The 25,131-nt window shown below is 54.8% G+C and carries 22 protein-coding genes; 9 read left to right on the top strand and 13 right to left on the bottom strand.

Annotation, left to right across the window (positions count from 1 at the left end; genetic code table 11):
- Nucleotides 1–104: 104 nt before the first annotated feature.
- Together sucB and CQ011_RS00185 are read left to right on the top strand one after the other, a co-directional pair.
- Complete coding sequence (gene sucB / locus CQ011_RS00190) at nt 105–1,859, top strand: 2-oxoglutarate dehydrogenase, E2 component, dihydrolipoamide succinyltransferase (protein WP_105673548.1); 1,755 nt, start codon at nt 105–107, stop codon at nt 1,857–1,859.
- Nucleotides 1,860–1,968: 109 nt separating this feature from the next.
- The gene (locus CQ011_RS00185) at nt 1,969–2,319 is read left to right on the top strand and encodes a hypothetical protein (protein WP_105673546.1); all 351 of its coding nucleotides are present in this window, start codon (nt 1,969–1,971) and stop codon (nt 2,317–2,319) included.
- 67 nt (nt 2,320–2,386) lie between these two features.
- Here the strand turns inward: CQ011_RS00185 and CQ011_RS00180 are convergent, their stop codons facing one another.
- The gene (locus tag CQ011_RS00180) at nt 2,387–3,802 is read right to left on the bottom strand and encodes a serine/threonine protein kinase (RefSeq protein WP_181147941.1); all 1,416 of its coding nucleotides are present in this window, start codon (nt 3,800–3,802) and stop codon (nt 2,387–2,389) included.
- A 162-nt stretch (nt 3,803–3,964) separates the two neighbouring features.
- Here CQ011_RS00180 and lipB point away from each other — a divergent pair, with 162 nt between their 5' ends.
- From lipB to CQ011_RS00165, 3 genes are all read left to right on the top strand, one after another.
- Complete coding sequence (gene lipB, locus CQ011_RS00175) at nt 3,965–4,651, top strand: lipoyl(octanoyl) transferase LipB (protein WP_286161085.1); 687 nt, start codon at nt 3,965–3,967, stop codon at nt 4,649–4,651.
- A 32-nt stretch (nt 4,652–4,683) separates the two neighbouring features.
- On the top strand, nt 4,684–5,685 hold the full coding sequence (gene lipA / locus CQ011_RS00170; RefSeq protein WP_105673540.1) for a lipoyl synthase: 1,002 nt from the start codon (nt 4,684–4,686) through the stop codon (nt 5,683–5,685).
- A gap of 158 nt (nt 5,686–5,843) precedes the next feature.
- Entirely contained in the window at nt 5,844–6,587 is a 744-nt protein-coding gene (locus CQ011_RS00165) for a DUF4191 domain-containing protein (protein ID WP_105673538.1), read from the top strand.
- A 71-nt stretch (nt 6,588–6,658) separates the two neighbouring features.
- Here the strand turns inward: CQ011_RS00165 and CQ011_RS00160 are convergent, their stop codons facing one another.
- Nucleotides 6,659–7,096, bottom strand: a complete 438-nt coding sequence (locus tag CQ011_RS00160) for an RDD family protein (RefSeq protein WP_105673537.1) — start codon at nt 7,094–7,096, stop codon at nt 6,659–6,661.
- A gap of 240 nt (nt 7,097–7,336) precedes the next feature.
- Between CQ011_RS00160 and glnA (CQ011_RS00155) the strand changes: the two genes are divergently transcribed.
- Entirely contained in the window at nt 7,337–8,761 is a 1,425-nt protein-coding gene (gene glnA, locus CQ011_RS00155; RefSeq protein ID WP_105673535.1) for a type I glutamate--ammonia ligase, read from the top strand.
- Between the two features lie 128 nt (nt 8,762–8,889).
- A complete protein-coding gene (locus tag CQ011_RS00150; RefSeq protein ID WP_105673533.1) occupies nt 8,890–9,258 on the top strand; it encodes a hypothetical protein in 369 nt (122 codons plus the stop codon).
- Here the strand turns inward: CQ011_RS00150 and CQ011_RS00145 are convergent.
- The 4 genes from CQ011_RS00145 to glnA (CQ011_RS00130) form a co-directional block, all read right to left on the bottom strand.
- On the bottom strand, nt 9,255–9,722 hold the full coding sequence (locus tag CQ011_RS00145) for a nucleoside deaminase (RefSeq protein WP_105673531.1): 468 nt from the start codon (nt 9,720–9,722) through the stop codon (nt 9,255–9,257). The two genes, CQ011_RS00150 and CQ011_RS00145, sit on opposite strands and share 4 nt — an antisense overlap.
- Before the next feature lie 121 nt (nt 9,723–9,843).
- Complete coding sequence (locus tag CQ011_RS00140) at nt 9,844–10,350, bottom strand: DUF1990 domain-containing protein (RefSeq protein ID WP_105673529.1); 507 nt, start codon at nt 10,348–10,350, stop codon at nt 9,844–9,846.
- An 8-nt stretch (nt 10,351–10,358) separates the two neighbouring features.
- Nucleotides 10,359–13,385 carry a bifunctional [glutamine synthetase] adenylyltransferase/[glutamine synthetase]-adenylyl-L-tyrosine phosphorylase gene (locus CQ011_RS00135; RefSeq protein WP_105673527.1) on the bottom strand — a complete coding sequence of 1,009 codons (3,027 nt, stop codon included), beginning with the start codon at nt 13,383–13,385 and terminating at the stop codon, nt 10,359–10,361.
- 51 nt (nt 13,386–13,436) lie between these two features.
- The gene (gene glnA / locus CQ011_RS00130; protein ID WP_105673525.1) at nt 13,437–14,777 is read right to left on the bottom strand and encodes a type I glutamate--ammonia ligase; all 1,341 of its coding nucleotides are present in this window, start codon (nt 14,775–14,777) and stop codon (nt 13,437–13,439) included.
- 136 nt (nt 14,778–14,913) lie between these two features.
- Here glnA (CQ011_RS00130) and panB point away from each other — a divergent pair, with 136 nt between their 5' ends.
- Nucleotides 14,914–15,750: a 3-methyl-2-oxobutanoate hydroxymethyltransferase gene (panB, locus tag CQ011_RS00125; protein WP_105673523.1), complete on the top strand. Its 837-nt coding sequence runs from the start codon at nt 14,914–14,916 to the stop codon at nt 15,748–15,750.
- Between the two features lie 64 nt (nt 15,751–15,814).
- Here panB and CQ011_RS00120 read toward each other — a convergent pair whose 3' ends face one another.
- On the bottom strand, nt 15,815–16,009 hold the full coding sequence (locus tag CQ011_RS00120) for an SPOR domain-containing protein (protein ID WP_286161029.1): 195 nt from the start codon (nt 16,007–16,009) through the stop codon (nt 15,815–15,817).
- Between the two features lie 112 nt (nt 16,010–16,121).
- Here CQ011_RS00120 and map point away from each other — a divergent pair, with 112 nt between their 5' ends.
- Nucleotides 16,122–16,997 carry a type I methionyl aminopeptidase gene (gene map, locus CQ011_RS00115; RefSeq protein WP_105673521.1) on the top strand — a complete coding sequence of 292 codons (876 nt, stop codon included), beginning with the start codon at nt 16,122–16,124 and terminating at the stop codon, nt 16,995–16,997.
- A 104-nt stretch (nt 16,998–17,101) separates the two neighbouring features.
- Here map and nrdR read toward each other — a convergent pair whose 3' ends face one another.
- The 6 genes from nrdR to CQ011_RS00085 form a co-directional block, all read right to left on the bottom strand.
- The gene (gene nrdR, locus CQ011_RS00110; RefSeq protein ID WP_105673519.1) at nt 17,102–17,590 is read right to left on the bottom strand and encodes a transcriptional regulator NrdR; all 489 of its coding nucleotides are present in this window, start codon (nt 17,588–17,590) and stop codon (nt 17,102–17,104) included.
- An 85-nt stretch (nt 17,591–17,675) separates the two neighbouring features.
- Nucleotides 17,676–19,028, bottom strand: a complete 1,353-nt coding sequence (gene hisD / locus CQ011_RS00105; protein WP_286161028.1) for a histidinol dehydrogenase — start codon at nt 19,026–19,028, stop codon at nt 17,676–17,678.
- 73 nt (nt 19,029–19,101) lie between these two features.
- Entirely contained in the window at nt 19,102–22,665 is a 3,564-nt protein-coding gene (dnaE, locus tag CQ011_RS00100; RefSeq protein ID WP_105673517.1) for a DNA polymerase III subunit alpha, read from the bottom strand.
- Nucleotides 22,666–22,748: 83 nt separating this feature from the next.
- The gene (locus tag CQ011_RS00095; RefSeq protein WP_105673515.1) at nt 22,749–23,696 is read right to left on the bottom strand and encodes an RluA family pseudouridine synthase; all 948 of its coding nucleotides are present in this window, start codon (nt 23,694–23,696) and stop codon (nt 22,749–22,751) included.
- On the bottom strand, nt 23,693–24,265 hold the full coding sequence (gene lspA / locus CQ011_RS00090) for a signal peptidase II (protein WP_286161027.1): 573 nt from the start codon (nt 24,263–24,265) through the stop codon (nt 23,693–23,695). Before lspA ends, CQ011_RS00095 begins: the two co-directional genes overlap by 4 nt.
- 107 nt (nt 24,266–24,372) lie before the next feature.
- On the bottom strand, nt 24,373–25,110 hold the full coding sequence (locus tag CQ011_RS00085) for a DivIVA domain-containing protein (protein WP_096257123.1): 738 nt from the start codon (nt 25,108–25,110) through the stop codon (nt 24,373–24,375).
- Nucleotides 25,111–25,131: the final 21 nt, after the last annotated feature.

The raw sequence follows: 25,131 nt of genomic DNA, 5'->3' as shown, positions 1-25,131 counted from the left end.
GCTCGGAGGCAACGCCTCCATTCATCGGTTTATGGGTGTGCACTAGTAGTTAGTTGCTCACCCAAACCACACTTCAAGCTTTATTTAAGAGGAGATACGGGAAGATGTCTGAGACCGTAAACCTACCCGCACTGGGTGAAAGCGTTACCGAAGGTACGGTAACCCGCTGGCTGAAGCAGGTCGGCGACCGCGTAGAGGTTGACGAGCCATTGGTGGAAGTTTCCACCGACAAGGTCGACACCGAGGTTCCATCACCTGTTGCTGGCGTTATCGAAGAAATTTTTGTCGCCGAAGATGAGGAAGCCGAAGTTGGCGCACCTCTAGTTCGTATTGGCGATGGCTCTGGCTCCGGCGAAGCAGCTCCTGCGGCTCCTGCCGCAGAAGAGGCACCCGCTGCTGAGGAAGCTCCTGCAGAAGCAGAAGCACCAGCTGCCAAGGAAGAAGAGGAAGCTCCGGCTGCTCCGGTTGCTAAGGAAGAGGCTCCAGCAGCTTCCGGTTCCGGCACCGAAGTCACCCTCCCAGCTTTGGGCGAATCGGTTACCGAAGGTACCGTGACCCGCTGGTTGAAGGAAGTTGGCGAAGAAGTAGCCGTCGACGAGCCACTGCTTGAGGTTTCCACCGACAAGGTTGACACCGAAGTTCCATCGCCAGTTGCCGGCACCTTGCTGGAAATCCGCGTAGCAGAAGATGACACCGCCGAAATTGGTGCCGTCCTTGCAATCATCGGTGCCGCCGGCGCTGCTCCGGCAGCGAAGGAAGAAGCACCAGCTGCTCCAGCACCGGCTGCTAAGGAAGAGGCTCCGGCCGCTCCAGCACCAGCTGCCAAGGAAGAAGCACCAGCAAAGGCAGAGGCTCCAGCCGCTCCTGCTGCACCAGCTCCAGCCGCTAAGGCCGAAGCACCTGCAGCACCAGCAGCCGAGAACAACTCCGACGCTGGCTATGTAACTCCGTTGGTACGTCGCTTGGCTAACCAGCACAGCATCGACATCACCTCGGTCAAGGGCACCGGCGTGGGTGGACGCATCCGTAAGCAGGACGTTCTCGACGCCGTGGCCGCCAAGGAAGCTGCAGCACCAGCTGCGTCAGCTCCAGCAGCAGCCAAGCCAGCAGCCGCACCGGCTGTCGAAGCTTCATCGTTGCGCGGTACCTCCGCGAAGGCCCCACGTATCCGTCAGGTTATCGCCCGTCGTATGCGCGAGTCCCTCGAGGTCTCCACTCAGCTAACTCAGGTTCACGAGATTGATATGACCCGCGTGGTCAAGCTGCGTGCTTCTGCCAAGAACAATTTCAAGGCAGTCAACGGCGTCAACCTCACCTACCTGCCATTCATCGCAAAGGCTGTTGCCGAAGCATTGAAGGCACACCCGAAGCTGAATGCCGAGTACGACGAAGAGACTCAGCAGATCACTTACCACAATGCCGAGCACCTGGCATTTGCTGTCGACACCGACAAGGGCCTGCTGGTTCCTGTCGTTTCGAACGCAGGCGATCTGAACCTCGCTGGCATGGCTTCACGCATTGCCGACGTCGCAGAACGCACCCGTACCAACAAGATTGGTCCGGATGAGCTTTCCGGTGGCACCTTCTCGATCACCAACATTGGTTCGGTTGGCGCACTATTCGACACCCCGATCATCAACCAGCCACAGGTCGCAATCCTGGGCACCGGTGCGATCGTGAAGCGTCCAATGGTCATCACCGACGCGGACGGCAACGATTCGATTGCCATCCGTCACATGATGTACCTGTGCCTGACCTACGATCACCGTCTAGTTGACGGCGCCGATGCAGGTCGCTTCCTGCAGACTCTCAAGGCTCGCCTTGAGGGTGGCGCATTCGAGGGCGACTTGGGTCTGTAAAGTCCCCAAATCGGCTTCGCATAGCTAGCTCAATGATCGCCCCTTCCGTTAGTTCGGGAGGGGCGATCGTCGTTTCTACAATTCGTCGAAAATCAATTAGGCTAGAGCTATGACCTTCTTAACTCTCTTTCTAGTTTTCCTACATATTCTCGGCGCAGCAGCGATCTTTGGCGGCTGGCTGGCTAACTTCAAGACCCCAACCGTCAACGTGTGGCAGTGGTACGGCGCCATCGCCCAGCTGGTCACCGGTCTAGCACTGGTGGGTATGGCCGAGGCTAATGGTGGGGACGTGAACCACATCAAGATCGGCGTCAAGGTCGTCATCGCGATCATCATCGTGGTTGCCGCATTCTTGGGTCGCAAGAAGATCAAGGCCGGTCAGGAAGTTCCTACCGGACTTGCCCACGCAACAGGCGGTATGGCTCTGATCAATATCGCGATCGCTGTGCTCTGGGTCTAGTCCCACCGCACACCCGGTATTAGTCAAAGGCGAGGTATTCCGAGATTTCTCGGATGCCTCGCCTTTGTCATGCCCCACGGCCAAGTAATTTACCGATTTTCCATTGCCCTTCAACGAGTTTGAGCTCCACCTGAATACGCTCATGAGCTCCGCTCGCCGCACGATGAACCACTTGGTTCTTTGTATTCACGTAGTCATAGGCTTCTTGGGTCGAGGTTGCGCTAAGTATCACGGTGTCCGGCTGTGCACGAGCCATGACCGAAATGTCTTCCAGTGTTGTATTCAAACCACTGAGCCCTAGCTCCAACTCAGCCAAGCTGTCGAGCATTTGCTTATCGCGTTCCAGCTGTTCCGAGGCAGGCAGGTAGATCGTTGCTAACGCCTTCACATTTTTCGCTTCCAAAGCTGCATCACGCTCGCCGGAGAGTTTAAGGAAGTTGGCAATGACGACATCGGCTGAAAATGCACAGGCCGGTACCACCGCAGCGTCTTGGATCCGGCAATCTTCAACCGGAACCGCCGGTTCTGTATTCTCTGTTTTGATGCCACTCCATTGGTCCCCCAAAATATTCACGCCGAAGATACTGACGGCAATAAGCGAGATTCCTCCGACGACAGTCAAATACACCTTGCTGCGTCCTGGGGTTTGATGTAGCTCGTGCTCTTGCCAGTGGGGCTGCGCAGCTAGGGATGATCTCTTGGGACCTTTCGTCTTTTGTACCTTGCCCCGCGCATGTTTCGATGTCACTTCGGGGTGAATGGTTGCCATCAAATGAGTCGAGTCCGTTGGCGTGCAATGTTGCCAATCAATGGGTTCGGCCTGTACCGCTGCAAACAAGGTTCGCGCAAACTGTTCGGCTGTGGGGCGCTGACGAGGATCTAGATGTAAAGAATCCAGCATCAATTCATGTATGAGTGTCGGTACTTGGGGGAAGATCACCGTAATGGGTGGACGTTGGCCTGGCTCTGGAGGCGCGGTACCTTCGAGTAGATACCAGAGGCAAGCTCCAAGTGAGTAAACATCCTGCTCACCTACGCGAAATTCTATTTGGCATGAGGCTACTTCTGGTGCCATAAATCCCGGTGTGCCCGAACCTACGCTCTGGTCGCTACCAATTCGAGCCTCTTGGAAGTCCCCCAGCTTAGGCATTCCCTCGGCGGTGAGCAACACATTGCTCGCCGAAACATCGCCATGAACCTGTCCACTAACATGTAGTGCGGAGAGGGTTTGGGCAATCGGGGCCAAGGCCGTGACGCACTCCCCTAACGAAAACTGGCTTCGCTGTTCAAGAAGCTGAGCCAGGCTACCGCCCGGGCAATACTCCATGAGAATACCGTCGCCTAATTGTGTCGTGAGGGTGCCGTAAAAATCGACGACATATTTCCTTGCTGTTTCAACCTGCTTCTGTCGCAAGGAACAAATACGTTCTGCCTCAGAAGAAATCTTCAACACCATGTAACTCTGATCTGAGTCACGACGCATTAACCAAACTTTGCATGGTGACTTGGCATTTAGTGGCCGCACCGTCACGTACCCCGGACAGGTCGGCCACGCCAGTAAATTGTTTGAATCACTCATGATTCAGTTCTAACGCAAAATCGAAAAAGGCGTTGAAGTTATCCACAGCTAAGCCATTGACAACCAATTAGCAGGCAATGTTCTAAAAGGCGTAGGGTTGCCAATATGGCGATCGAATTCGAACGAGTCGGACTCGGCACGGAACTAATTCCATATAAGCAAGCATGGGATTATCAGCAAGATTTGCACGATGCTGTAGCAGCCGATGAACAGACCCCAAGAGTCCTATTTCTTGAGCACGAGGCGGTGTATACCGCCGGCAAGAGGACCGAACCTGAAGATTTACCACTTGATGGCACCCCCGTTGTCGACGTTGATCGTGGAGGAAAGCTAACATGGCATGGCCCGGGCCAGCTCATCGGGTATCCGATCGTGAAACTCAAGAAAATCAGCGCGATTCGTCTGTACGTTGAGACCTTAGAAGAGGCGTTAATTAACGTTATCGATGAAATGGGAATCCCTACCGTACAGGTCAAAGGTCGCTCAGGCGTTTGGGTACCGGGAGTTAACGGCGAGCAAGACCGAAAGATCGCCGCTATCGGTATCCGCATCAACCGTGGAGTCACGATGCACGGGTTTGCGCTCAACTGTTCGAATGACCTCACTGCATACGACCAGATCATCCCCTGCGGCATCACCGATGCTGGCGTCACCACGATTTCCCAAGAACTAGGTCAGACGGTTTCCCCCAACGACGTCGTTGAACGGGTACAAGAGGAACTCGAGCGTTTGCTCACTCCCCAAGTCGTCTAAGCACAAGAATTCAAACGTAGAAGGACCCTTTAATGAGCATTGAACCTGAAGGCCGTCGACTGCTGCGCGTCGAAAAACGCAACGCCCAGACTCCTGTAGAGCGCAAACCAGAGTGGATTCGCGCAGAACTGAAAATTGGCCCCGAATATGTTGGGCTAAAAAACCTCGTGCAGTCCGAGGGTCTACACACGGTGTGTGAAGAAGCCGGTTGCCCAAATATTTTCGAGTGCTGGGAAGACCGCGAGGCGTCCTTCCTTATCGGTGGCTCAGAATGCACCCGTCGCTGTGACTTCTGCCAGATTGACACCGGCAAGCCCGCCGCACTTGATCGTTCAGAGCCATTCAAGGTGGCCATGAGCGTCAAGAAAATGGACCTTCGTTACGCCTCGATCACCGGCGTAGCTCGCGATGATCTCGAAGATGAGGGTGTCTGGCTCTACGCCGAAACCGTACGCCAGGTACACAAGATGAATCCCACCACCGGTGTGGAATTGTTGATCCCAGACTTCTCGGGTAAACCAGATAATTTGGATGCCATCTGCGATTCCGAACCTGAGGTTTACGCCCACAACGTCGAGACCGTTCCACGTATTTTTAAGCGTATCCGTCCGGCCTTCCGCTACGACCGGTCCATGGATGTCATCACCCATGGCCGCAAGCGTGGCTTGATTACTAAGTCAAACCTCATTCTGGGTATGGGCGAAACTCGTGAAGAAATCTCCGAGGCCATGCGTGACCTGCACGAGGCCGGTTGCGATCTACTGACCATTACCCAGTACCTGCGCCCTACCGAGCGCCACCTGCCGGTGGACCGCTGGGTGAAGCCACAAGAATTCCTCGAACTGCAACAAGAAGCAGAAGAACTCGGCTTCTCCGGTGTTATGTCTGGCCCATTGGTACGTTCTTCGTACCGCGCTGGCCGACTCTGGGCCGGCGCAATGCGCAAGAAGGGTCGCGAGATCCCTGAAGCCTTGTCCAACATTGAGTCCTCGGGTACGACCCGGCAGGAAGCCGCTTCGATACTTAGTCGCTAAGTAGCACGAGAATTTTATTTTCGTCGGGCCCAACAGTCGTAAAAATCGGCCGTTGGGTCCGACGCTTTGTCGCGTACAGTGCCAAAAACCAAGTAAATTCTCTTGTAAAGAGTCCTGCAGAAAAATAAGCCAGTTAGATCGCGTAGAATTGAAGCACTATGGCCAAAAACTCCGATAACGATGCGGCCGCGCAGCAGAAGCGTGGTTTGTTTTCGCGTAAACCCAAAGCTGAAAAACAAAATAAAGAGCCCGGTCGCCTAAAGCAAATGGGCCAGGTCTTCCAGATGACCCGCCGTAATGACCCGATGGTCGTTTGGTGGATGCTTCTGGCATTCCTTGGTGTCATTGTTGTAGGTCTGATCATCGGCATTCTGATCCAGAACTGGATCACCTTGCTGATTATCGCGATCCCGCTCGGCTTACTTGCAGCCCTGTTCATTTTGTCCCGACGGGCCGAGAAAGCTGCGTTCTCACAGCTCATAGGTCGTCCAGGCGCCGCCGGAGCAGCAATGAGCGTGCTGCGTCGAGGCTGGATTCTGAAGGATGAGCCAGTAGCGTTTAACCGTCACCAGGACCTAGTGTTCCTGGCAGTTGGACGCCCAGGCATCGTACTTGTTACCGAAGGCCCAACCAACCGAGTTCGCGATTTGGTGACTTCCGAACGTAAGCGTATTTCTCGCGTGCTGCCAAACGTTCCGATCCATGTGATCAACTCCGGCCAGAGCGAAGACCAGACTGATCTGGTTGACGTGAGCAAGAAGATGAAGAAGCTTCCTAAATCAATTACCAAACTGGAAATCAGCGCCGTTGATAAGCGACTGACTACCTTGACCGCAAACCGCTTGCCGATCCCTAAGGGCATCGACCCGAATCGTGCACGACCTAACCGTCGCGCTCGCTAATCTCGGTCAAAAGAAAAACCGCACTAGAATTTCTAGTGCGGTTTTTCTGTGTCTGAACTACATCAAATTCTTTAGCGGATATTCACCAGAACGCTCTTGGCGGCCCGATCGTGGAATCCTCGCTGGTCTGCGTCTGTGAAGAACACTGGAATAACCAGACACAGCAGGACCGATCGAATCACTCCGGCCAGCGGTTTCACCGCGGTTCCGTCCATCGACTGCACCTGAAGCCCGAAGGTACGATGCCCGATACTGTGACCGGTGAAACCTACGGCAATCATTTGCCCGACGAGGAATAGTAACAAGGTCGCCAAGTCTCTAAAATCAAATAGCCACCAGCTGAGCAGCATGCACAGTCCCCAGTCTAGGCAGAGCGCACCGACTCTACGGGGGAAGCGTCCAATCGATCCGGCGCCCTTTTCAGGACGGCCTAATCGTTGCCCCGGCCATTCTTGGGAGTTTAATTGCGGGGGGCCTTCAAGCCACGAGCTAAAGTCTTTACGTTCCACATACCCAGTGTATCGGGGGCAACTGTGTGAATCTCATCAGTTTGTTACGAGTCACATTGCACCCTCTGACGGGGCATGACGCGCCCAAACTTTTCCTATGTAACGTGTCCGAAACAATCGAGACACCATTGTGAAACGGATTCTAGGTAAGATTACTAGGTAAGCAAGAGAACCGGTCAGACGAACTCGTGTGATCGTTCCGTTTACCAAACCAATATCTCAACAGGGAGCAACCTGCACATGTTTACCAGTCCAGAAGAAGTCTTGGCATATATTGCCGAGGAAGAAGTCAAGTTCCTCGACGTCCGCTTCACCGATCTACCGGGCGTTCAGCAGCACTTCAACGTCCCTGCAAAGTCCGTAGATGCAGACTTCTTCGTCAACGGTCAGCTCTTCGATGGTTCTTCCATCCGTGGATTCGCTGGCGTCTCTGATTCCGACATGCAGCTGATCCCAGATGTCACCACGGGCTTTATTGATCCGTTCCGCATCGAGAAGACTCTTGCATTCAACTTCTCGATCATCAACCCACACACCGGTGAGCCTTACCACCGTGACCCACGTGGCGTTGCAGAGCGTGCCGAAGCGTACCTAGAGTCAACTGGTATCGCTGACACCGCGGTCTTCGCACCAGAAGCTGAATTCTTCATCTTCGAAGATGTCCGCTACGAATCCACCCCACAGGGTGCCTTCTACAAGATCGACTCGGACGAAGCTCCGTGGAACACCGGTCGTAAGGAAGAGGGCGGCAACCAGGGTTACAAGACCCCTTACAAGGGCGGCTACTTCCCAGTCTCGCCAACCGACAAGCAGGCAGACCTGCGCGACGCGATTTGCGTTGAGCTGGACAATGTCGGACTCGAAGTTGAGCGTAGCCACCACGAGGTCGGCGCTGCTGGCCAGGCCGAGATCAACTACAAGTTCAACACCATGGTTCACGCAGCCGACGAACTGATGCTCTTCAAGTATGTCGTGAAGAACGTTGCCGACGCATGGGGCAAGTCCGCTACCTTCATGCCAAAGCCTGTCTTTGGTGACAACGGCTCGGGCATGCACGTGCACCAGTCGCTGTGGGCCAACGGCGAGCCACTGTTCTACGACGAAAAGGGCTACGCTGGACTCTCCGATACCGCTCGCTGGTACATCGGTGGCCTGCTGAAGCACGCTTCGGCCGTGTTGGCTTTCACCAACCCAACGGTGAACTCCTACCGTCGCTTGGTCAAGGGCTACGAAGCACCGGTGAATATGGTTTACTCGCAGGGCAACCGCTCCGCAGGTATCCGTATCCCAGTGACCGGGTCAAACCCTAAGGCAAAGCGTATTGAGTTCCGTGCACCAGATGCATCCTCGAACCCATACTTGGCCTTCGCAGCACAGCTCATGGCTGGCTTGGACGGCATCAAGAACCGCATCGAGCCTTCGGATCCAATCGACAAGGATCTCTACGAGCTTCCTGCCGAGGAAGCCAAGGACATCCAGCGCGCTCCTGAGAGCCTAGAAGATGCGTTGAAGGCTCTAGAAGCCGACTACGAGTTCTTGCTCGAAGGCGGCGTATTCACCGAGGATCTGGTCCGTACCTGGATCGAGTACAAGCGTGAAAACGAAATCAAGCCACTGAGCCTGCGCCCGAACCCATACGAGTTCGAGCTCTACTACGGTTGCTAATTCTTCACATCTGCTAGCTAACCGCTAACTGAAAGGTCTGTCCCTAGTGGGACAGACCTTTCAGCGTTAACGCATCAAATAAACCGTAAGACTAAGCAGGTGAAGCTTTTCTGACATAGCGTGGAGTCATGGACATCAGTACATGGCTAGCGGTCAAACGCGACGACAACGAAATCGTGGGCTACCTGGAGCCGCTGGACGCAGCCTACGACAAGGTGTGCCCGCGCTCAGTCCTTGGCCACCCGGTAATCGATGCATGCGGCTATATGGACGGCGAAGAACTACTTTTAGAGCGAGGAATCGGCGAGCTTGCCAACCACTGGGCATTGCAGGCCACGGACCCCCGTGAGCAGATGCCATTGGCCATACTTGAGGTCTCAGCTCAGGGCATCGTGGTCGCCGACGCATTACTAACCAAAGCGCTGGCGCCCACCGCGCGAATTATCGTGCCCTGGCCGGATGTCGAGCCGAGGCTTACCCCATACCGGGATGCCTAATAGCGGGTTTTTTCTTCCTTGATGGTCCATTCGGCGAAGACCTCCGCGGCCTCCTCAAGAGGCAGATGAGTGAAGGGGATAAGCCGCTCCCCCATTGGTTTGTCGAGCTCTGTATAAATCAGCTCATCATCAAAGCCGATGCCCGCGGCGTCAACCCGCGTATTGGCGTAGTAGACGTGCCGAAAACGAGACCAATAAATTGCGCCCAGACACATCGGGCAAGGCTCACAACTTGTGTAGAGTTCGCAATCTGAAAGATCAAAGGTAGCCAGTTTGGTGCCGGCATTACGTATCGCGACAATCTCGGCATGAGCGGTAGGATCATTGGTTCCAGTAACCTGGTTGGTTCCCGTAGCGATGACTTCGCCTGCCCTGACAACCACTGCGCCGAAAGGGCCGCCCTGATTTGCTTGCATCCCGCGACGTGACATCGCCACGGCCTCACGCATAAATCGCTCGTCCATTTCTTCTACCGTTCCATACTCTGTTGTAGGAATAATATTCGGCGCTCAGCTGTCCCTGATGCCTGACGCTAGTCTAGGTAAAATCTCCGATAAACGGGGAGTCTCGTTGATGAGTTATTTACTAGCTTTTGAGCTTCAACGCACGAAAGTACCGCAACCGAGCCACGACTTGCGCGACGCGTAACAACGGAAACAGCACTCGCCACGGCATAACCGAAGAAGGTTTGGTCAATGACCTGATGGTGAGGAAAATATTTTCATCACGGCGCTCTAGGATGAATGCTTCTTCCCCGCAGACCGGATGCCCGGGAAGCGTTTGATAGGCGAAACCCACACGATATTCGGTGTTCACTACGGCGACCACCCGAACCGGTTCAAGTACCGTCAGCCCTAAGACGTGCACGCTGATCGTTGGTTCTTGTCCGGGTACCACTGGCACGGCGGGGGTGACCCGAAAACCACTGCGCGTTTTGATTCCCCAGCTCAACAATTGAGCACAGGCCCACCGCCATTGCACAGCACCCTGGCCAATGTAGCTACTCTTTTCCCAACACACATAATCATCCGTGCTTGGTGACCAGCTCTTGTTGGACGGGTCGGTCAACGTCGTTTCGTTTTGCTGTTTCAAGGGCTGACCTAGTCTTCGAAACCGTAGAAGAGTTGTTCAAAAATCGCACGGGAATGTCTGGTAGCTCGCAGATAATCTTCTTCCAGAGCTGATCCCTGATTTGCTTCGTAGCCACACCAACGCGCTACTGCTTCCATATCACGGGCGGACCGTGGAAGCACATCACTAGAGCGTCCCGAAGTGATGATCTCTGCACTGCGAATACGGGTAGCCATTGACCAGGTGTAGTCCAACAGTTCGGCATCTTCTTCACTGATCAGTTCGAGCCCAGCCATCGCATCAAGTGCTTTGCGTGTTGCTGGTGTGCGCAAGGAGGCATGTTTCCAGGCGTACTGAAGCTGGTAAAACTGCACCAACCACTCGATGTCTGATAGCGATCCGCGACCAAGTTTAAGATGCCGGTTAGGATCTGCACCGCGTGGCAGCCTTTCGGATTCCACACGTGCCTTGATCTTACGGATATCTTTCATCTCAGACTCGTCAAGTCCCTTACCGTAACGTACCGGCTCAATAAGTTTAATGAAGTCTTCGGCGAGCTGTGCGTCACCGGCAAAAGGACGGGCACGCTGTAACGCCTGCCGTTCCCAAATTTCCACCCAACGCTCGTAGTACTTTGCGTACCCATCAAGGGAACGAACAAGCATCCCGGCTCGACCTTCGGGGCGTAGATCCGAATCGACTTTGAGCTTTACCTCGGCGGGGATCGCTGGCTTTAGCGGTTTCGCGCACCAAGAAATCAGCTCTGTGACTACTCGTAGCGCCTGCTCCTGTGATTCTTGTGCACTCGCGTCGGGCATAGGTCGCTGGACAAAGAGTACGTCAGCGTCCGAACCATAACCGATTTCTGCGCCGCCTTGGCGCCCCATGGCAATCACCGTAATCACCGCATGCTCGCCATGTTTTTGTTGGTCAGCGTTGAGCAATACTTTCAGCACACCATCGATCATATTTCCGTCGATATTCGAAAGTGCTTCTCCAACTTGCGAGACATTCAACAGTCCAGCTCCGTCGGCAAGGGCTACCCGCAAGAATTCGCGTCGGCGTACTAGCCGAATTTGTCGGATAGCCGCTTCTGACTGCTTGGTCCGATGAATGATGGAGGCGTTCTGCTGTTGCAGGCTCTGATAGGACTGCGGTATCAAGGCTGCGTTTGAACCCAGCCATGCGGCCGCAGCTGGCTCATTAGCCAATAGGTCGGTGAGGAAGCGAGTGTTGGACAGCAGGTGGCTCAGTCGTTCGGCGGCCGCGTTGGTATCACGTAGCATCCCTAAGAACCAAGGAGATTTGCCCAGAGCCTCACTCAATCGGCGAAACCCCAGTAGCCCGGCATCTGGATCTACACCGTGAGCGAACCAATCTAGCAGCACTGGCAACAACTGTCGTTGCAGGGAAGAACGGCGCGAGACTCCCCCGGTGAGCGCTTCGATATGGCGCATTGCAGCCTTCGGATCCAAATAGCCCAACGCTCGCAAACGTGCCTGCGCCGACTCTGGAGTCAACCGGACGTGATCTGCCGAGAGGTTTGAGCTAGTGACCAGCAGTGGCCGGTAGAAAATACGCTCATGAAGGGAACGGACCAAACGTTTAGTCTCATTCCAGCGGCGTAGCAACCGCTCGGGATTGGTGGCTTGCAAGTCGCCAACCCCACGCACCGCACGGGCCAGAACGCGCTGGGCGCCCTCGACGCGTGGCATCAGATGGGTTCGGCGAAGCTGGCTCAACTGGATACGGTGCTCTAGCAGACGCAAATACCGGTAGGACTCGTCAAAGTTTTTGGCGTCTTCACGACTGATATAGCCGGTTTCACTCATGGCGCGAATCGCAAGCGTGGTCGTTGGTACCTGAATGGACGGTTCAACTCGCCCGTGGACCAACTGCAGTAACTGCACGGTGAATTCCACATCGCGTAACCCACCTGGACCGAGCTTAATCTGCCAAGGAACTTCTTCCTTGTCGATATGATCCGTCACCCGGCGGCGCATCGCTTGAACGGATTCCACAAAACCTTCGCGTCCCGAACTTGACCAAACCATGGGTGAGACCATGCGCTCATAAGAGCGGCCCAGCTCGGTATCTCCGGCGATGCTACGCGCTTTGAGCAAGGCTTGGAACTCCCAAGAATGTGCCCAGCGTTTGTAGTACGCCTCGTGCGACGACAAGGTCCGCGTCAGCGCACCGTCTTTACCCTCCGGACGAAGATTTGCGTCAACTTCCCAAAGCATCGGTTCCGGCCCCGGAGTCATAATGGCTCGTGCCGTATTGCCACAAAGAACCGTGGCAATGGCCGCTGCCAGATCCTCGTCTACGTTAGGAGTGCTTCCATGCACGTAAATGACATCAACATCTGAAATATAGTTCAGTTCTCGGGCGCCACATTTACCCATGCCAATAATGGAAAGCTTGACGCAGTCAACGTCCTCCGGACTGTATTGTTCGGAGGCTTCGGCGCGGGCGATCGCCAATGCGCCTTCAAGCACTGCGCCAGCCATATCTGCCAGTTCTGCGGCAACCAGCGGAAGAATTTCTTGCGGGTCCGCAGCTCCAAGATCACGGTGAGCCAAGGACAGCAGCGCTTTACGATAACTTGCACGGAGTTTTTGCCGCGCATCAGCACCGATGCTGGAGGAAATCCAATGATTATTGGCTGTTCGGGTTGCCCCGACAGACTCCAGCATCGCGCTACGCATAGTTTCCAAGCTGACCGGTTTAAAGGTTTTGCTCGGAGCCTCACGCACAATGTCCAATGCTTCAGGACACCGGATAAGAAACTCTCCCAAAGCCGAAGACCCACCTAGCAAGCGGACCAATGCCAGGCAAGTCTCAGGCTCGCGAAAAATTCTTGCGGCTTCGGGATGCCGGTCCACCAAACGCAAGGCCAGTAACAATGCTTGGTCTGGGTCCGGAGCGTGCGCCATCATCCTCACAATAAGCACCGGGTCAATTTGCGCTAGTTCCTCTGATCCAAGGAATTTCTTTGCGCGTTCGGTATCGCTGAAGCCAGCGTTAATCAGTGCACGTGAGGATACTTCTGCCATGTTTTTCGTTTGTCTCCTGCTGCCGCCACAAAGGTGAGCGTGACGTGCGTCTTAGAGGATTCCCAAATACTTGTTGAGCTCATAAGGGGTGATTACCTGACGATATTCTTCCCACTCGGCTCGCTTATTCGCTAAGAATGAGTTGAAGACTTGTTCGCCAAGCACCTCGGCCATGAATTCGGATTCTTCCATTGCCTTCAGCGCGTCATGCAAGGTACCAGGTAGCGGAACGTGGCCCGAAGCTCGTCTTTCGGCAGTGGACAATGCCCACACGTCATCTTCCGTTGGTTCCTCTAGCTCGTAGTTCTCGCGGATCCCCTTCAGCCCAGCGCCAAGCAGTGTTGCATACGCCAGGTATGGGTTCGCTGCCGAGTCGATACCGCGGTACTCCACTCGTGCGCTTTGGCCTTTACCCGGCTTATACAGTGGCACACGGACCAAAGCTGAACGGTTGTTATGTCCCCAAGAACGGTAACTTGGGGCTTCGCCGCCGCCCCAAAGCCGTTTATAGGAGTTCACGAACTGATTCGTGATTGCCGTCATTTCCGGCGCATGGTGCAAAATCCCTGCGATAAACGATCGGGCGACATCAGATAATTGATACTCACGGCCGGCTTCAAAGAACGCATTTGAGTCGCCTTCGAAGAGCGAGAAATGAGTGTGCATGCCACTGCCTGGCTGATCCGAAAACGGCTTGGGCATGAAGGTTGCATGAATACCCTTCTGCATCGCCATCTCTTTGATCACCGTACGGAAGGTCATGATGTTATCCGCGGTCTGTAACGCGTCCGCATAGCGCAAATCAATTTCGTTCTGGCCAGGACCGGTCTCATGGTGGGAGAACTCCACCGAGATTCCCAGAGCCTCCAGGGTCGTGACCGACGCGCGACGGAAATCTTGACCAACTCCGTCGGGTACATGATCAAAATAGCCGCCGTTATCAATTGGCTGCGGGCGTCCCTGGGCGTCGAGTTTGCTGCTTTCTAGCAGGTAAAACTCGATCTCTGGATGCGTGTAGCAAGTGAATCCCATATCAGCGGCTTCGGTCAGCTGACGCTTGAGCACTTGACGTGGATCTGCGTTAGAAGGCTGACCTTCGGGGGTGAGAATGTCGCAGAACATACGACTGGTGGGTTCTACTTCACCGCGCCACGGCAAGATCTGGAAGGTCGCAGGGTCCGGTTGCAGCAGCATGTCCGATTCGGAGATGCGCGACAGCCCGTCGATCGAAGAGCCGTCAAAGCCCAGTCCCTCTTCAAAAGCGTCTTCGACTTCCGCCGGAGCTAGCGCAACAGACTTCAAGGAACCGACCACGTCGGTAAACCACATACGCACAAATCGAACGTCTCGTTCTTCAATGGTGCGCAGCACGAATTCTTGCTGACGATCCATAATTCACCGCCTCATAAAAATCTTTTATTCCCGCACTGATCACGGCGGGGAGTTAAACAACTTGTTGCAAGACTATACGTTTTAAGCCCCAATCTCGCCCCCGCATCGCAGGGGGTAAGTGCGATAAGGTTTTTCTATGCCACAACCATATCTTTCTGACCCCGACAAAGGCCCTTCACGCATTCGGGTTCACCATTTACAGCAGGCTAAAGAACGCGGCGAAAAGTTTGCCATGTTAACCGCATATGACGTCATGATGGCGGAAATTTTCGACCAAGCCGGGATCGAAGTCCTGCTTGTCGGCGATTCAGCGGCGAATACCGTGATCGGTTACGATTCGACCCTGCCAATTACCGTGGACGAGATGATCGTCTTCACCAAGGCAGTTTCAAACGGTACCAAGCGTGCGTTGGTTGTTGCAGATCTTCCTTTTGGCTCGTATGAGCAATCAGCCCAACAGGCTGTGGCCACTGCTGTGCGGCTGATGAAAGAAGGTGGCGCGCAGGCGGTGAAGGTTGAAGGTGGCCAAGAGTTCGCTGAACACGTCCGTGCCATGGTGCTAGCTGGAGTGCCCGTGATCGGACATATCGGCTTCACCCCGCAGTCCGAACATGCCTTGGGCGGGTACCGGATCCAAGGTCGTGGAGATGCGGCCGAAAGCATGATCGCCGACGCCAAAGCCCTAGAGCGCGCAGGCGCCTTCACCATCCTTATGGAAATGGTTCCGAGCCCTGTCGCGGCGAAGGTTGATGAAGCGTTGACGGTACCAACCATCGGCATTGGTGCGGGCAACGCGACCACCGGCCAGGTTCTGGTATGGCAGGATATGTTGGGCTTAGGAGCGAACCGCACGCCACGATTTGTCAAAAAATATGCTGATCTTCGTTCGGTGATTTCCTCAGCGGTAAGCCAATATCATCAGGAAGTCGTCAGCGGTTCCTTCCCATCTGCCGACTACGAATTCAAAGAATAAGTCGCTTGGCGCTTAAATGAAGAACCCGCGTATGGGAATACTCCCCTACGCGGGTTCTGCATATTTAGGCTTCTTCTTCGTCCTCGGCATCCCATGCTTCGTTACGAGCCTGAACCTTGCTCATCGCGTTGCGTGCTGCCTCTTCAGTATCGTAGGGGCCTAAAAGTTTCGTCCAATCGGACTGTGGGCCCTTCTCAATACTTCCCGTTGATACGTTGTACCAATACTTGCCTTCATCTGAAATGGAAGTCTCGCTCACCGTAAGCTCCTCGGGTCGTTGGATCTTGATGACTCAACGCTAGCTCAATCTCACGCAGTTCGGTTGATCTTCAAAGCGTATGTTGTGCTCATTGCGTAGTTAGAATGTTTATATGGCTACTGTCGCAACTGCACCTCTTGGAACCTTGACTCCCGGCACAATCTTTCCCGAACTTAGTGTCCCGGCCGATATTGAACGCCCCGAATATGTGGGCAAGAAGGCCCCGGCAGAAAATACTGCTTCAGAGGTGAAAAGCCCTGAAGTTATTGAGAGAATACGTATTGCTTCGCGCATTGCCGCTCAGGCATTGGCCGAAGTAGGTAAAGCCTGCCAACCAGGGATAACCACCGATGAGCTTGACCGACTAGGACACGAGTTCCTAATGGACCACAAAGCTTATCCTTCCACCCTGGGATACCGCGGTTTCCCAAAGTCTCTGTGCTCATCACTGAATGAAGTTATCTGCCACGGCATCCCAGACAGCACCGTGGTCCAAGATGGCGACATTATCAATATTGACATCACCGCCTACATTGGTGGAGTGCATGGGGATAACAACGCAACATTCCTTGTCGGGGACGTTGATGAAGAGTCTCGGTTACTCGTTGAACGTACCGAAATTTCGCTGAAGCGTGCCATTAAATCGGTCATGCCCGGCCGAGAAATTAATGTCATCGGTCGCATTATCGAAAGCTATGCCAAGCGTTTCGGCTACGGCGTGGTCCGCGATTTCACCGGGCATGGTGTCGGTGAGGCCTTCCATACCGGCCTGATCATTCCGCATTATGATGCGGCGCCGGCCTATAACACCATCATCGAACCTGGCATGGTGTTCACAATCGAACCGATGCTCACCTTGGGCACCACCGAATGGGATATGTGGGAAGACGACTGGACGGTAACCACCCGCGATAAAAAGCGCACCGCACAATTTGAACACACGCTATTGGTGACCAACGAGGGTGCTGAGATCCTCACACTCCCATAAACACCTAGCACCGCAACATCGTGAAACAGCGCAGGCCGGGTCTCCACACCCTAGGGGTGGGACCCGGCCTGCGCTATATCTGTCGCCATCACTGGCGTGCCAAGTTAGTTTGCTGTCAGTGGGCGTTGGTTGCCCTGTGGCGTGCTGGAACGGCGATCACGCAACTTCGCCATCGCAGTCTCAAAATCGGTCAGCGACTGGAAATTGTGATAAACGCTGGCAAATCTCAGGTATGCAACCTCGTCCAGACGTGACAACGGCTCAAGGATGGCCAGCCCGACCTGATGCGCGGGAATTTCCGCTGCACCTGAAGTGCGGACCGTTTCCTCAACCTCTTGGGCAAGGATGGCCAAATCGTGATCAGTGACTGGGCGTCCTTGGCATGCCTTACGCACGCCGTTGATGACCTTGTGGCGCGAGAAAGGTTCAACCGCGCCAGACTGCTTCAACACGTTCAACGCAGCAGTTTCAGTGGTGGTAAAACGACGCGAGCATTCGGTGCACTGACGACGACGTCGAATGGATACGCCATCATCGGCGACTCGACTATCGACCACACGCGAATCAGCGTTGCGACAATAAGGGCAATTCATGACACCTCCAACTTTTTGCGATCGTGGTGCTAACCAACGCCGTCGGCGTATAGAAATTCACACACGTCACCTAACAGTTTAGCGTCTAATGGGCTTGACGCACCGCGACCGCGTCACCGTGTGCTGGGAGGTCCTCCGCATTGGCAAGATTGATCACGTGATTGGCCACCTCTGCAAGCGCACTCTTGTCGTAGTTGATCACCTGGATGGCTTTGAGGAACGTATTCACGTTCAGCCCCGACGCGTGCAATGCGGTGCCACTGGTTGGCAACACGTGATTTGAGCCTGCGCAATAGTCCCCGAGGGAAACCGGAGCAAATTCTCCGACAAAAATCGCCCCGGCAGCATTGATCTGCGTTGCCACCTCGGCGGCGTTTCTGGTCAGTACTTCCAAGTGCTCAGCCGCGTAGGCATTACACACTTCAACGCCCTGGACCAGGTCATCAACCAAGATGATTGCGGACTGTGCACCAGACAGTGCTTGCTGGACGCGTTCTGTGTGTTTTGTGGCTGCGACTTGCGTGGCAAGTTCGGCGCGCACCGCGGTGGCGAGAGCCGGTGAATCGGTCACCAGCACGGCCGCCGCATTAGCGTCGTGTTCGGCTTGCGAGATCATATCCGCGGCAACAAATGATGCGTTGGCAGTTTCATCGGCCAAAATCGCAATTTCAGTGGGTCCGGCCTCCGCGTCGATACCGACGACGCCTTTTACCAAGCGCTTCGCGGTGGCCACAAAAACATTGCCCGGACCTGAAATAACGTCTACCGGTTCAATATCTCCACGCTGATCATTGGGCACCTGCACCCCGTAGGCGAATGCCGCCACGGCTTGGGCCCCGCCCATTGCGTGTACCTCGGTAATTCCCAACAGCTTCGCTGCAGCCAAGATCGTAGGGTGTGGCAGTCCGCCAAAATCCGCCTGTGGTGGGCTTGCCAGCGCGAGCGAGGTGACCCCTGCAGCCTGTGCCGGAATAGTGTTCATGATGACCGAGGAAGGGTACACAGCCAATCCACCTGGGACATAGAGTCCGACGCGTCGCACCGGAACCCAGCGTTGCGTCACGGTTCCACCGTGGCCATATTCAACGGTGGCGTCCTGCGGCAACTGGGCCTGAGCAAAGACGCGTGCGCGCTTGATGGACTCTTCTAAAGCCAAGCGAACCTGCGGATCAAGCTCGTTCAAGGCTCGGTCTAGTTCAGCTTGTGGGACCCGGGTATGTTCCAGTTCAACCTTATCGAACCGCTTGGCGAGGTCCTTGAGCGTCTCCATGCCATGTTCACGCACGTCGTTGATGATTTGCTGGACGACCTCGGCGGCCGTCTGCGAATTCATTTCAGGTCGAGGCATCTTGGCTTTGAGCTGAGCACGGTTGAGTTTCGCTCCACGCCAATCGATGGTCGCGAGTTCGGAAAAATCGGTATCTGGGTTTAAGGTCACCACCCCAGTTTAACGTGTAAGACCGGATTGGGTTCCCATAAGTTACCCCATCCGGTCATACGTCGTGCGGTTGCTACACGTCCAGGCAGGCCGGGCCGAGCAGCACCTTCAAATCTCCGAAGAGTGCTGGGTTCGGATTGACCCTGAAATTCATACCCAGCCGCATCAACGAGGTGCCACGGCTACCGCTGAGCTTTACCCGCACTTCGGTGTTTCCACTATGGGTGCGAAGCACATCTCCAAGTTTCTGAATCAGCGTCTCGGTGGCTTTATGCGTAGGTATACCAATAACCACCGGTCCGGTTCCTGAGGTATCAGAAAGCTCGGGGATCATCATTTCTTGGGCGTTAAGTGTGATCGATCCATCGTCGCGGCGCTGTACACGTCCCTTGATCACCACAATCAAGTCATCGGCGAGAATCTCGGCGATTGGCTGGTAGGCCTGACCGAAGAACATCACTTCCATGGAACCGGAAAGGTCCTCAATTTCACTGCGTGCGTAAGGGTTGCCAGATTTTTTGGCAATACGTCGCTGCAGCCCACTGATCATGCCGGCTATGGAAATGACATGCCCGTCCGCTGGCCCTTCATCGGATAACACGCTCGTCACCGGCATATCCGCGTACTGATCAAGGGCGGAGCCCAAACCTTGGAGCGGATGATCCGAGACGTAAAGACCGAGCATATCTCGTTCGTAGGCAAGCTTTTCCTTCTTCTCCCAGTCGGGAAGATCAGGAATTGCTACCGTCATCGCATCTGAAACTTCGGAGGTGTCCAGCGCGCTAAACAGATCAAACTGGTTCGCTGCTTCGTTGCGCTTGAGCTGAATGACCGAGTCGACGGCTTCTTCGTGAATGGCCACCAGAGCACGACGCGGGTGCTTCATCGAGTCGAAAGCACCGGCCTTAATCAAGGACTCAATGGTGCGTTTGTTGCAGACCACTGCAGGGACCTTGCTCAAGAAGTCGCTGAAGTCTCGGTACGCGCCCTTTTCAGTGCGCGCCTCAACCATGCCGGCCACCGCGTTAGCACCGACGTTACGGATTGCGCCCATGCCGAAGCGGATGTCTTTACCCACAGGGGTGAAGTTCAGTGCTGATTCATTAACATCTGGGGGAAGCACGGTGATGCCGATGTGCCGGCATTCGTTCAGGTACAGCGCAAGCTTGTCCTTGTCATCGCCCACCGAGGTGAGCAATGCGGCCATATATTCGGCCGGGTAGTGCGCCTTGAGGTATGCGGTCCAGTAAGACACCACACCATAAGCAGCTGAGTGGGCTTTGTTGAACGCGTAGTCGGAGAACGGCAGCAAAATATCCCACAGGGTTTTCACCGCTGCGTCTGAATATCCATTGTCATTCATACCCTGCTTGAAGCCGGCGAACTGCTTATCCAGTTCTGACTTCTTCTTTTTACCCATGGCACGGCGCAGAATATCTGCTTGGCCCAGCGAGTACCCGGCAAGCTTCTGCGCGATCGCCATAACCTGCTCCTGATACACAATCAGGCCGTAGGTTCCGCCAAGAATATCGGCTAGTGGTTCAGCAAGTTCCGGGTGAATCGGGGTGACATCCTGCAACCCGGTTTTACGCAACGCATAGTTTGTATGCGAGTTAGCGCCCATAGGACCTGGTCGGTACAAGGCGATCACAGCGGAGATATCTTCGAAGTTATCCGGGCGCATCATTTTCAACAGTGAGCGCATTGGCCCACCATCGAGCTGGAACACGCCAAGGGTGTCACCACGTGCTAGCAGGTTATAGGCTTCAGTGTCTTCGAGCGTCAGTACCTCGAGGTCTAGCTCATCACCGGTGTTGTACGTGATGTTTTCTAACGCATCGGAAATGATGGTGAGGTTACGCAACCCCAAGAAGTCCATCTTGATCAAGCCCAAACCTTCACAGGTCGGGTAATCGAACTGGGTAATAACCTGGCCGTCTTGGATACGGCGCATGATCGGAATGACGTCGATGATCGGATCCGAGCTCATGATCACGCCGGCGGCGTGAACTCCCCACTGACGCTTCAGCCCTTCAATGCCCTTGGCCGTTTCGAAAACGCGCGCGGCTTCTGGGTCGTTGGCCACCAGATTACGGAAATCTCCGGCCTCTGAATAACGCTTTGAATCTGGGTTATCAATATCGTTCAGCGGGATATCTTTGGCCATCACCGCCGGTGGCAGGGCTTTGGTCAAGGTCTCACCCATGCTAAATGGGTAGCCCAGCACACGAGAGGAGTCCTTCAAGGCCTGCTTGGTCTTGATGGAACCATAGGTGACAATCATTGAAACACGTTCGTCGCCATACTTTTCGGTCACATACTTGATGACTTCCGAGCGGCGCCTATCATCGAAGTCCACGTCGAAGTCGGGCATGGAAACACGTTCCGGGTTCAGGAAACGCTCAAAGATCAACCCGTGTACCAAAGGATCCAGGTCAGTAATACGCATCGCGTAGGCAACCATGGAACCGGCACCGGAACCACGGCCTGGACCCACGCGGATGCCATTGCTTTTTGACCAGTTAATAAAGTCGGCGACGACTAGGAAGTAGCCGGGGAATCCCATCTTGATGATGACGTCAAGCTCGTAGTCGGCCTGTCTACGTGAGTCTTCAGGGATGCCATTGGGGTACCTATAGTGCAGTCCCTTGTCTACTTCCTTAATCAGCCAGCTGGTTTCGTCTTCTCCCGGCGGGCAAGGGAATTTAGGCATGTAGTTCGCGTTGGTGTCGAAAGAAAGATCAACACGGTCAGCGATTTCAAGGGTGTTGTCACACGCTTCCGGGTGTTCCTTGAACAACTCACGCATTTCGCGTGCACTCTTGAGGTAATAGCCGGACCCAGAGAATGCGAATCGGCTGCCGCCCTGGTCATAGGTCGGTTCGTCGAGAGTGGAACCGGAGTTGATGGCCAGTAGCGCCTCGTGGGCCTTCGAGTCGGCTTCGTGGGTGTAGTGAAGATCGTTGGTGGCAACGAGCGGAATGTCTAGTTCGCGGGCCAGACGCAGCAGATCCTTGGTGATTCTACGTTCAATCTCTAGACCGTGGTCCATGATCTCGCAGAAATAATTTTCTTTTCCGAACAAGTCTTGAAGCTCGGCGGCTGCAGCCTTGGCGGCGTCATACTGGCCCAGACGCAGTTTGGTCTGGACTTCACCTGAGGGGCAACCTGTGGTGGCGATCAGGCCCTCGGAATGCTCGTTGAGCAGTTCGCGGTCCCAGCGTGGGTATTTGCCAAAGACTGAGTCTAGGGACGCCCGCGAGGATCCCTTGAAGAGGTTGTCCATGCCCTTGTTGTTGTAAGACAGCAAGGTCATATGGTTATACAGACCACCACCGGAGACGTCGTCACCCTTTTGGGATTCGTCGGTGCGCCATTTCACACGAGTCTTATCGTTTCTCGCCGTGCCAGGAGTTACATAGGCTTCTACGCCGATGATTGGTTTTACTCCGGCGTCGGTAGCCCTCTTCCAGAAGTCGAAGGCACCAAAAAGGTATCCATGGTCGGTAATCGCCATGGCTTCCATGCCTTGTCGGTTAGCTTCTTCAAAAAGCTCCGAAAGCCGGGCCGCCCCGTCCAACATGGAGTATTCGGTATGGGTATGCAGATGGACAAATCCGTCACGTGTCGCGCTCACTGAACCAGTCTAACGATTTACGCCACGAATATCGTCCACCTGCCACCGGCTGTGGGAGCTCTCATAGCCGGTGGGCTACAGGACTAGTAGCTACCTTCGCGCAACAGTTCTAGTGCACCGGCGAGGTCATGCGGGTATTCACTTTCATATTCAACCCAATCCCCAGTGACCGGGTGATTAAATCCCAACCGTTTGGCATGCAGCCACTGGCGCGTCAACCCTAATGCAGCACCGAGGTTCGGGTCTGCCCCATAGGTCTGGTCACCGACGCAAGGGTGTCCAAAGGCGGAGAAATGCACACGAATCTGATGGGTGCGTCCGGTTTCTAGATGCACTTCTACCAGGCTTGCTCGGCCGAAGGCTTCGAGCATCTCGTAGTGCGTGACTGAGTCGCGTCCACCTTCGAGGACAGCGAACTTCCAGTCATGGCCTGGGTGCCTGCCGATCGGTGCATCGATGGTTCCTTCAAGAGGATCAGGTAGTCCTTGAACTACCGCGTGGTAAATCTTTTTGGGGGTGCGTTCCTTAAAGGCGCGCTTCAGCCCCGTATAGGCACGTTCCGATTTGGCTACCACCATGAGACCGCTGGTTCCCACATCGAGGCGGTGAACAATACCCTGACGCTCGGCGGCACCAGAGGTGGAAATATTGTAGCCTTCGGCCATGAGTGCACCCACGACGGTAGGTCCGACCCATCCAGGAGACGGATGCGCGGCGACTCCGACCGGCTTATCGATGACAACGTAGTCGTCTTCGTCGGCAATGATCTTCAAATCTTCCACGGCAATTACTCTAATTTCTAGTGGGTCGGACTGCGGTGGAATACTCACGTGCAACGCGTCGCCAGCTCGAACCTTCAGCGGCTTCGTCACCACACGTCCATTGACCTCAACCATGGAGTCTTTGAACAGCGTCTTCGCTAAAATTCTCGGGATCTCCAACGCCTTGGCAAGATACGAGTCCAGCCGTTGGCCGGCATCCTCTTCAGCCACGAGGAGATCATGGATCTCAGTTCCCTCAGTCGTGCTCATGCCGTGGGCTCCGTCTTCTCGTCGTCAGCGTCAGTCTTGTTGTTTTTGGGCGGATCACCGATGGTTCCATCGAGGTTGCGTCCGCGTATCAGCATCAACGCCACCACGATCATCGAACAAACGATAAATGAGTCTGCGACGTTGAAAATCGCGAAGTGTTGGACTGAGAACATGTCGACCACGTGGCCGAAGCCATAGGCTGGTTCGCGGAACAACCGGTCGGTCAGGTTACCTAGTACTCCCCCAAGTAACGAACCCAAAACGATCGCCCAGCCGCGGGTGCCTACTTTGCGTAACAGCAGATAAATCACGTATACGGCTACCGCGGCCTGCAGAATGGCGAAGATGATGGTGAAATCTTCGCCGATGGAAAAGGCTGCGCCAGGGTTGAGAATGTAGTGGATATCCAAGAAATTCGGAATCACTTCAATTGATTCACCGAGTTTCATTGTTCTCTCAACGAGAATCTTGACGGCTTGATCAAGAACTAGCGCTACTACGGCGATGATCAGGCCAAGACCTGCGAAGCGCTTAGCCGAGGCAGCACTCCTAGATGGTGAAGCACTCACACTGTTACCCATTAATTCCCTTTAAACAACAACGGTGGTGCCGGATCAATCCGAGCACCACCGTTAATTGTACTGATATTTAGTTCAAGCCATCAACCCGATAAGGATTAGTTGGTCTTCCCTGCGTTATCAATGGATCCCTGCGACTCAAGGTCACGGAGCTGTCCTTCGATGTAAGTCTTCAGACGTGCACGGTAGTCACGCTCGAAGCCGCGAAGCTGCTCAAGCTTACGCTCAAGTACTGACTTCTGCTGCTCCAGTGCAGAGAGAGTCTTACGGCTCTTCTCTTCTGCGGTGGTAACCAGCGAGTTTGCCTCGGTCTTAGCTTCCGAGATGATCTTGTCGCGCTGCTCAACACCGGAGGCGACATATTCATCATGCAGGCGCTGTGCCATGGCAAGTACGTTAGCTGCGGATTCTGCGGACTCGGTGCGAGGGGCAGCAGCAGGAACAGCGTTGGCTCCAGGAGCCGCGTCCTTCTTGTCCTCGACCTTAGCTGCAGCAACCGGAGCTTCGGTCTTCTTGACCTCAGCGGCTGGAGCAGCAACTGGAGTCTCGACCTTCTTAGGCTCTTCGGTCTTGGTTTCGACCTTCTTTTCTTCAGCTGGCTTAGCAGCTGGAGCGGCGGCAACTGGAGCAGGAACTGACTGTTCCTTGGCCGAGACGTTTGTGTCTCCACCCTGCCCTGCCAAGCGGCGGCGCAACTCTTCGTTCTCACCGGTCAGGCGACGTAATTCCACAACGATCTCGTCGAGGAAGTCATCTACCTCGTCTTGGTCGTAGCCTTCTCGGAACTTGGTCGGCTGAAACCGCTTATTGACTACGTCTTCTGGCGTCAAAGCCATTGGGTCACCTCAATACTGGGA

Origin of the sequence: Arthrobacter sp. MYb213, assembly GCF_002979915.1 — a bacterium.
Lineage (GTDB): Bacteria > Actinomycetota > Actinomycetes > Actinomycetales > Micrococcaceae > Glutamicibacter.
Note: the sequence above shows the minus strand (reverse complement) of the source record. Positions and strands in the feature narration are given on the sequence as shown.

Bases quoted from the DNA above. Each gene is read 5' to 3' on its own strand.
- sucB (WP_105673548.1), top strand. From the start codon at position 105: ATGTCTGAGACCGTAAACCTACCCGCACTGGGTGAAAGCGTTACCGAA.
- CQ011_RS00185 (WP_105673546.1), top strand. From the start codon at position 1,969: ATGACCTTCTTAACTCTCTTTCTAGTTTTCCTACATATTCTCGGCGCA.
- CQ011_RS00180 (WP_181147941.1), bottom strand. From the start codon at position 3,802: ATGCGTCGTGACTCAGATCAGAGTTACATGGTGTTGAAGATTTCTTCT.
- lipA (WP_105673540.1), top strand. From the start codon at position 4,684: ATGAGCATTGAACCTGAAGGCCGTCGACTGCTGCGCGTCGAAAAACGC.
- CQ011_RS00165 (WP_105673538.1), top strand. From the start codon at position 5,844: ATGGCCAAAAACTCCGATAACGATGCGGCCGCGCAGCAGAAGCGTGGT.
- glnA (WP_105673535.1), top strand. From the start codon at position 7,337: ATGTTTACCAGTCCAGAAGAAGTCTTGGCATATATTGCCGAGGAAGAA.
- CQ011_RS00150 (WP_105673533.1), top strand. From the start codon at position 8,890: ATGGACATCAGTACATGGCTAGCGGTCAAACGCGACGACAACGAAATC.
- CQ011_RS00145 (WP_105673531.1), bottom strand. From the start codon at position 9,722: ATGGACGAGCGATTTATGCGTGAGGCCGTGGCGATGTCACGTCGCGGG.
- CQ011_RS00135 (WP_105673527.1), bottom strand. From the start codon at position 13,385: ATGGCAGAAGTATCCTCACGTGCACTGATTAACGCTGGCTTCAGCGAT.
- glnA (WP_105673525.1), bottom strand. From the start codon at position 14,777: ATGGATCGTCAGCAAGAATTCGTGCTGCGCACCATTGAAGAACGAGAC.
- panB (WP_105673523.1), top strand. From the start codon at position 14,914: ATGCCACAACCATATCTTTCTGACCCCGACAAAGGCCCTTCACGCATT.
- map (WP_105673521.1), top strand. From the start codon at position 16,122: ATGGCTACTGTCGCAACTGCACCTCTTGGAACCTTGACTCCCGGCACA.
- nrdR (WP_105673519.1), bottom strand. From the start codon at position 17,590: ATGAATTGCCCTTATTGTCGCAACGCTGATTCGCGTGTGGTCGATAGT.
- CQ011_RS00095 (WP_105673515.1), bottom strand. From the start codon at position 23,696: ATGAGCACGACTGAGGGAACTGAGATCCATGATCTCCTCGTGGCTGAA.
- CQ011_RS00085 (WP_096257123.1), bottom strand. From the start codon at position 25,110: ATGGCTTTGACGCCAGAAGACGTAGTCAATAAGCGGTTTCAGCCGACC.